We start from the raw sequence: 5,422 nt of genomic DNA, 5'->3' as shown, positions 1-5,422 counted from the left end.
GTGCTGCGGGAAAGGGAGACGCGGAAAATCGTCTGTAGCCATGTCGGCCCGTGTTCCCCTCCACGGCTTTCGTCCACAGCTTCCGTGGCTTCCGTCTCTTCCCCCAACGCGCTTTATCAGGGGAGACGGAAGGGAAGGGGGATGCGCGGGCCGTCTCTTCGCGTGTCGGTCCCCCGGTGCTGTGGGAAAGGGGGACGCGGAAAATCGTCTGTAGCCATGTCGGCCCGTGGTCCCTCCACGGCTTCCGTCCACGGCTTGCGTGGCTTCCATCCCTTCCCCCAACGCGCTTTATCAGGGGAGACGGAAGGGAAGGGCGATACGCTGGCCGTTGCTTCGCGTGTCGGTCCCCCGGTGTGCTGCGGGAAAGGGGGACGCGGAAAATCGTCTGTAGCCATGTCGGCCCGTGGTCCCTCCACGGCTTCCGTCCACGGCTTGCGTGGCTTCCATCCCTTCCCCCAACGCGCTTTATCAGGGGAGACGGAAGGGAAGGGCGATACGCTGGCCGTTGCTTCGCGTGTCGGTCCCCCGGTGTGCTGCGGGAAAGGGGGACGCGGAAAATCGTCTGTATCCATGTCGGCCCGTGTTCCCCTCCACGGCTTCCGTCCACGGCTTCCGTGGTTTCTGTCCCTTCCCCAGCGCGCTTTATCGAGGGAGACGGACGGGAAGGGCGAAGCGCTGGCCGTTGCTTCGCGTGTCGGCCCCCCGGTGCTGCGGGAAGAGTGTTCTTGCTCCGGCCGCGTGGGGAAAATCTCCCGTTTTCATCCTTTTTGTGTTGCCGGGGGACCCTCAGACAACGACATGTCTTGCGTGCCTTCCTGCTTTTTATCCTCCCCGATAAAGCGCGTTGGGGGAAGGGGTGGGGGCCTGGGGGAGGGGGAACCCCCTTGCGCGCTAGCCAGCGACCGAATGGCGGCCCGCAGGGCCGTGCCCGTTAGGCGACGCAGGAGCCTTACGGGCATCGACAGCAGAGCTAGGGGGTTCCCCCTCCCCCAGTCGGACCGGACCGGGCCGTGCCGGGCTGGGCTGGACCGGCCGTGCCGGGCCATGCCCGCAGCGTCAGCAAGGAGTTTTGCCGCATGGCGGAGAGCAAGGACATCATCATACCGTATGAGCCGCGCCATGAGGGTGTGCACGAGGCGTTGGAGGGGCATCGTTTTAGTGTGCTGGTGGCGCATCGTCGTTTCGGCAAGACGGTGCTGGTGGTGAATCATCTGCTCAAGTGGGCGTTGTTGTGTGCGGAGCCGCGGGGATCGTTCGCGTATGTGGGTCCGTTTCGGAATCAGGCGAAGAGCGTGGCGTGGGATTATCTCAAGCACTATTCGGCGGTCATCCCTGGTCGGCAGGTGAACGAATCGGAGTTGTGCATCAGCGTGCCGTCCAACGGCGGGGGGTCGCGGATACGCATTTTCGGGGCGGACAATCCCGACGCGTTGCGGGGCCTGTATTTTGACGGGGTGGTGCTGGACGAGGTGGCGGACATGAAGCCTTCGTTATGGAGCGAGGTGGTGCGTCCGGCGCTGGTGGATCGTCGGGGGTGGGCGGTGTTCATCGGCACGCCGAAGGGGCGAACCTGTTTTCGGATGTCTACTATCGGGCGGCGGGGGCGCAGGCGCGGGGGGACGCGGACTGGTGCGCGTTGTCGTTCCCGGTCACGGCGACGAACGTCCTGCCGGAGGGGGAGGTGGAGCGTTTGCGGGCGGAGTTGTCGGAGAATGCGTTTCGGCAGGAGATGCTTTGCGATTTTTCGGCCTCGTCGGACGATGCGCTCATCACGCTGGACGAGGTGCGGGCGGCTATCGGGCGCGGGGCTGATCCCGGAGCGGCGGCGGTGTGGCCGCTGGTCATGGGGGTGGACGTGGCCCGGTTCGGGGATGACGCCACGGTCTTTTTTCGGCGTCGGGGGCGGGAGGCGTATGCGCCGGAGGTCATGCGGGGGCTGTCCAACGTGGAGGTGGCGCACCGGCTCATGGCGGACATGGCGGAGCATCGACCGGCCTATGTCTGCATAGATCAGGGTCAGGGGACGGGGGTCATCGACCTTGTGCGGGAGCTGACGCGCCACCAGCCGGTGAGCGTGGTGGAGGTGCCGTTCGGGGGGCGGGCGATGGATGCGGAGCGTTTCGCCAATCGGCGCGCGGAGATGTGGGTGGCCCTGCGGGACTGGCTGCGCGAGGGCGGCAGGCTGCCGGATGACCGGCGCTGGGGCGGGGCGCTGGAAGCGGAATTGACGGCGCCGACCTATTTTTTCAACGCGGCGGGCAAGCTCCAGCTCGAGGACAAGGCGAGCGTGAAGGCGCGTCTCTCGCGTTCGACGGACCTTGCGGACGCGCTGGCGTTGACGTTCGCCGTGCCGGTGCGGCCGGACGAAAGGCAGTGGCGGCGGCCCTTCGAGCGGTACGGCCGCGAGGGGTCGAGGGCGGCGATGCGCCACATCATGGGCGTGTCCGAGGGATACGATCTTTTTGGGGAGCGAGGACATGGACGGGGCGTTTGGGATTGAGGCCATGCGCGGGGCGCGGGGAGGAGCGGGACGCGCCGGGGCGGGAGACGTTGCGGCGGGAGACGGACGAGCGTCGGCGGCGACCGGCATCACGACCGATTTCGCGACCAGCCCGGCGACCGGCATCACGACCGGCCCCGCGACCGATTCCGCGACCGGCATCACGACCGGCCCGGCGACCGATTTCATGACCGACCCCGCGACCGACGGGCTGCGCGTGCGGCCTCTGGACGGCCCGGCGGACAGCTTCGCCGCCGTCTGGGAACGTCTCTGCCGCTGGGGCTGCGGACGCCTCCTGCTCTGGGACGTGGAGCCGGAACGCCGCAAGCGCTGCTTCCTGGAACTGCCGGAACGGGCGGGTTTCTTTGAGGCGACGCGGCACGGCGAGCCGGTGGCTTACGCCTGGCTGGGGCCGCTGGCGGCGGGTTGTCCGGTGGCGCAGATCCATTTCGGCGGCGCGAGCCACGCGGACACGCTGGCCGCCGGGCGTCTGCTGCTGGAGGCCCTGCGGCGGGAAGGGCGCTGGCGCTCGCTGGTGGGGGTCATCCCGTGGCCATACCGCCATGCGCGGCGGCTGGCGCGGGGCCTGGGCTTCGCGGAGCAGCGCGTGCCCGGCCTCTGCCGCCTTGCGGGGCGTCTGGACGGGCGGGAGCGCATCGTGCCCGGCGCCTTCGTGGTGAAGGAACTGGCCTGATGGACGGCGACGCCTACGCGGAGGAGCTGATGCCGCGCGAACGCCGTCAGGCCGAGGACATGGCCGCGCTGTTGCGCCGTCCCGAAGGGCGGCGCGTCCTCATGGAGATGCTGCGGCGCTGGGGGGCCGGGCTGCCGGTGGGCGGCACGGAGGCCGAGCGCGCGCTGCGTAACGAGGCGGAACTGCTGCTTGGCCGGATAATGCGGGCGTCCCCGCGCACCGGAGCGGAGATGCTGGTGGAGCTATACGGAGGAGAACGATGAACGAAAGCGAAAGAGAGACATCCATCCCCGCGGAGCGCTTTGCGGACGGCCCGGCCGAGGCGAGCGTGTCCGCGAGCGACGAGCGTCCCGGCGGCGGATACGGCGGCGGATACGGGGACGGGGACGACGGTCGTAACGGCGACCGCCCCGACCGTCCCGATCGCCCCGGCGACCGCTCCGACCGTCCCCGCGACCGCTCCCGTGACCGGGCAAACGACCGCTCCGGCAGTCGAACAGGCGACCGTAACGGCAGTCGGGCAGGCGACCGGGCAAACGACCGCTCCGGTGACCGTCCCGACCGTCCCCGCGACCGGGCAAACGACCGTCCCGGCAGTCGGACAGGCGACCGTAACGGCGACCGTCCCGACCGCCCCCATCAGCCCCCCCGTCCCCATCAGTCCCGGCGGCCCGACAGCCGCCCCGGCAAGGACGACGGCCTCCCTCTTCCCCCCGACAGCCCCGATGTCCCCGACGACATCCCGCTGACGCAGTGGGATGAGGACGCCGTCCGCCTGCCGGACGGCATCCCCCCCGACGCCGACATGCTGGCCGGTTTCGGGGAGGCGGCCGTGGCCGCCGGACTGACGCGCAGGCAGGCGCAGGCCCTCGTGGACTGGCAGACCGCCTTCCAGCGGGAGCGCGCGCGGGCACAGCTCGACGCGGGCATGGCCACGCTCAGGAAGGCGTGGGGCAACAAGGCCGAGGCGAATCAACAGGCCGTCCTTGGCCTCGTCTCCCGCATCGACCGCGCCCTTGGCGACGAGAGCTTCTCCCGCGCGCTGGGCGAGAGCGGCGCGGCCCGCCACGCCGGGGTGGTGCTGGGCCTGTACAGGATAGCCGCCCTCATGGCTGAGGACAGCCTCGGCAGCGCCGCCGGAGCCGCCGCCGAACACGATGAGACCGCCCTTGAAGGGCTGCAAAACGCGCTGCACGAACTGCGGCAAGCAAGAGGATAACGACCCATGTCGAATATGCGAACCCTGCACGAGATCGCCGTGAAATACGCCAGAAAACAAAGCGGCATGGCCGACTCCCTCACCGAGGAGGCCCCCATCCTGCAACATGTCCGCTGGAAACCCGCCAGCCACGGCCTCTGGAACGTGGCCGAAAAACTCACCGATATCGAAGGCCCCGCCTTCGTCCGGCCCGACGCCCCGCTGCCTCAGCTCTCCGTCTCCTCCGACCTCGTGACCACGGACCTCTCCGTCATGGGCGGCGTCCTGGAAGTCCCCAGCCAACGCGCCCTCAAATTCGGCGGGCCGATGAAATACTTCGCGGACAAACAAAACTACATCCTCAAAAAGGCGGGCATGGATACCGAACGCCAACTCGTCCTCGAAAACTGGCTCAAGGCCGCCCATTCCGCCCGTACCCTCTACGACGCCGGAAGCCCCGACGGCGGCTGGTTCCTCCTCGCCGTCCGCTTCGACGAAAACGCCAACGTCGGCCTCTACGACCCCGACCAATTCGCCTCCGGACGGCTCCTCAAAATAGAATTCCCCTACGGCGGCGCGGAACACTACCTGCATTCCCCGCAATACGAGGGCGTCCTCGGCTACTCCGTCACCTATCGCGGCAACTTCGGCTACCAGATACTCGACCCGATCCGCACCGTCGCCGCCATCGTCAATATCGACGAAAACCATAAACCCTCACCCGCCATGATCGACGATATGCTGGCCCAAGTCCGCTCCCAACCCGCTACCACTCATATCTTCACCAGCCCGCGCGGCAAGATCTACGGCATCAACCCCCACAAGGTCGATAACGTCCACCTCCTCAACTCCGACAAAGACGCCAATACCCGCCTCGAAGCCTGGGCAGGCATCTCCATCGTCGAATCCCACAACATCACGGAAAAACTCGACCATATCACGGTGGAGTGATTGTTTTTTTCTTCTTCTGAGCGACGCGGAGTAGTGGTGTAGCAAGGCTGCTGCCATTAAGAGTGGGCCAGAGGCCGAG

At 67.8% G+C, this 5,422-nt stretch carries 6 protein-coding genes; 5 read left to right on the top strand and 1 reads right to left on the bottom strand.

The annotated features are described in order from the left end of the window. Positions 1-1,315: 1,315 nt before the first annotated feature. Positions 1,316-1,549: a hypothetical protein gene (locus Q0K00_RS11185; protein ID WP_297229558.1), complete on the bottom strand. Its 234-nt coding sequence runs from the start codon at positions 1,547-1,549 to the stop codon at positions 1,316-1,318. Between Q0K00_RS11185 and Q0K00_RS11180 the strand changes: the two genes are divergently transcribed. From Q0K00_RS11180 to Q0K00_RS11160, 5 genes are read left to right on the top strand one after another with little or no spacing between them, the layout of a single operon-like run. Beyond that, a complete protein-coding gene (locus Q0K00_RS11180; protein ID WP_297229556.1) occupies positions 1,535-2,500 on the top strand; it encodes a hypothetical protein in 966 nt (321 codons plus the stop codon). The two genes, Q0K00_RS11185 and Q0K00_RS11180, sit on opposite strands and share 15 nt — an antisense overlap. Then, on the top strand, positions 2,478-3,194 hold the full coding sequence (locus tag Q0K00_RS11175) for a hypothetical protein (RefSeq protein WP_297229554.1): 717 nt from the start codon (positions 2,478-2,480) through the stop codon (positions 3,192-3,194). The genes Q0K00_RS11180 and Q0K00_RS11175 overlap by 23 nt, the downstream gene beginning before the upstream one ends. Next, positions 3,194-3,457 carry a hypothetical protein gene (locus Q0K00_RS11170; RefSeq protein WP_297229552.1) on the top strand — a complete coding sequence of 88 codons (264 nt, stop codon included), beginning with the start codon at positions 3,194-3,196 and terminating at the stop codon, positions 3,455-3,457. The genes Q0K00_RS11175 and Q0K00_RS11170 overlap by 1 nt, the downstream gene beginning before the upstream one ends. Beyond that, positions 3,454-4,413 (top strand): hypothetical protein, encoded by a 960-nt coding sequence (locus tag Q0K00_RS11165; RefSeq protein ID WP_297229550.1) that lies wholly within the window; start codon positions 3,454-3,456, stop codon positions 4,411-4,413. Before Q0K00_RS11170 ends, Q0K00_RS11165 begins: the two co-directional genes overlap by 4 nt. Positions 4,414-4,419: 6 nt before the next feature. Next, a complete protein-coding gene (locus Q0K00_RS11160; protein ID WP_297229548.1) occupies positions 4,420-5,343 on the top strand; it encodes a major capsid protein in 924 nt (307 codons plus the stop codon). The last annotated feature ends 79 nt before the right edge of the window (positions 5,344-5,422 follow it).

Origin of the sequence: uncultured Desulfovibrio sp. (assembly GCF_944327235.1) — a bacterium.
Taxonomy (GTDB): domain Bacteria; phylum Desulfobacterota; class Desulfovibrionia; order Desulfovibrionales; family Desulfovibrionaceae; genus Desulfovibrio.
Note: the sequence above shows the minus strand (reverse complement) of the source record. Positions and strands in the feature narration are given on the sequence as shown.

What these genes read in the sequence shown, in the direction of transcription:
- Q0K00_RS11175 (WP_297229554.1), top strand. Translation starts at nt 2,478, where the DNA reads ATGGACGGGGCGTTTGGGATTGAGGCCATGCGCGGGGCGCGGGGAGGA.
- Q0K00_RS11170 (WP_297229552.1), top strand. Translation starts at nt 3,194, where the DNA reads ATGGACGGCGACGCCTACGCGGAGGAGCTGATGCCGCGCGAACGCCGT.
- Q0K00_RS11185 (WP_297229558.1), bottom strand. Translation starts at nt 1,549, where the DNA reads ATGAACACCGCCCACCCCCGACGATCCACCAGCGCCGGACGCACCACC.
- Q0K00_RS11165 (WP_297229550.1), top strand. Translation starts at nt 3,454, where the DNA reads ATGAACGAAAGCGAAAGAGAGACATCCATCCCCGCGGAGCGCTTTGCG.
- Q0K00_RS11160 (WP_297229548.1), top strand. Translation starts at nt 4,420, where the DNA reads ATGTCGAATATGCGAACCCTGCACGAGATCGCCGTGAAATACGCCAGA.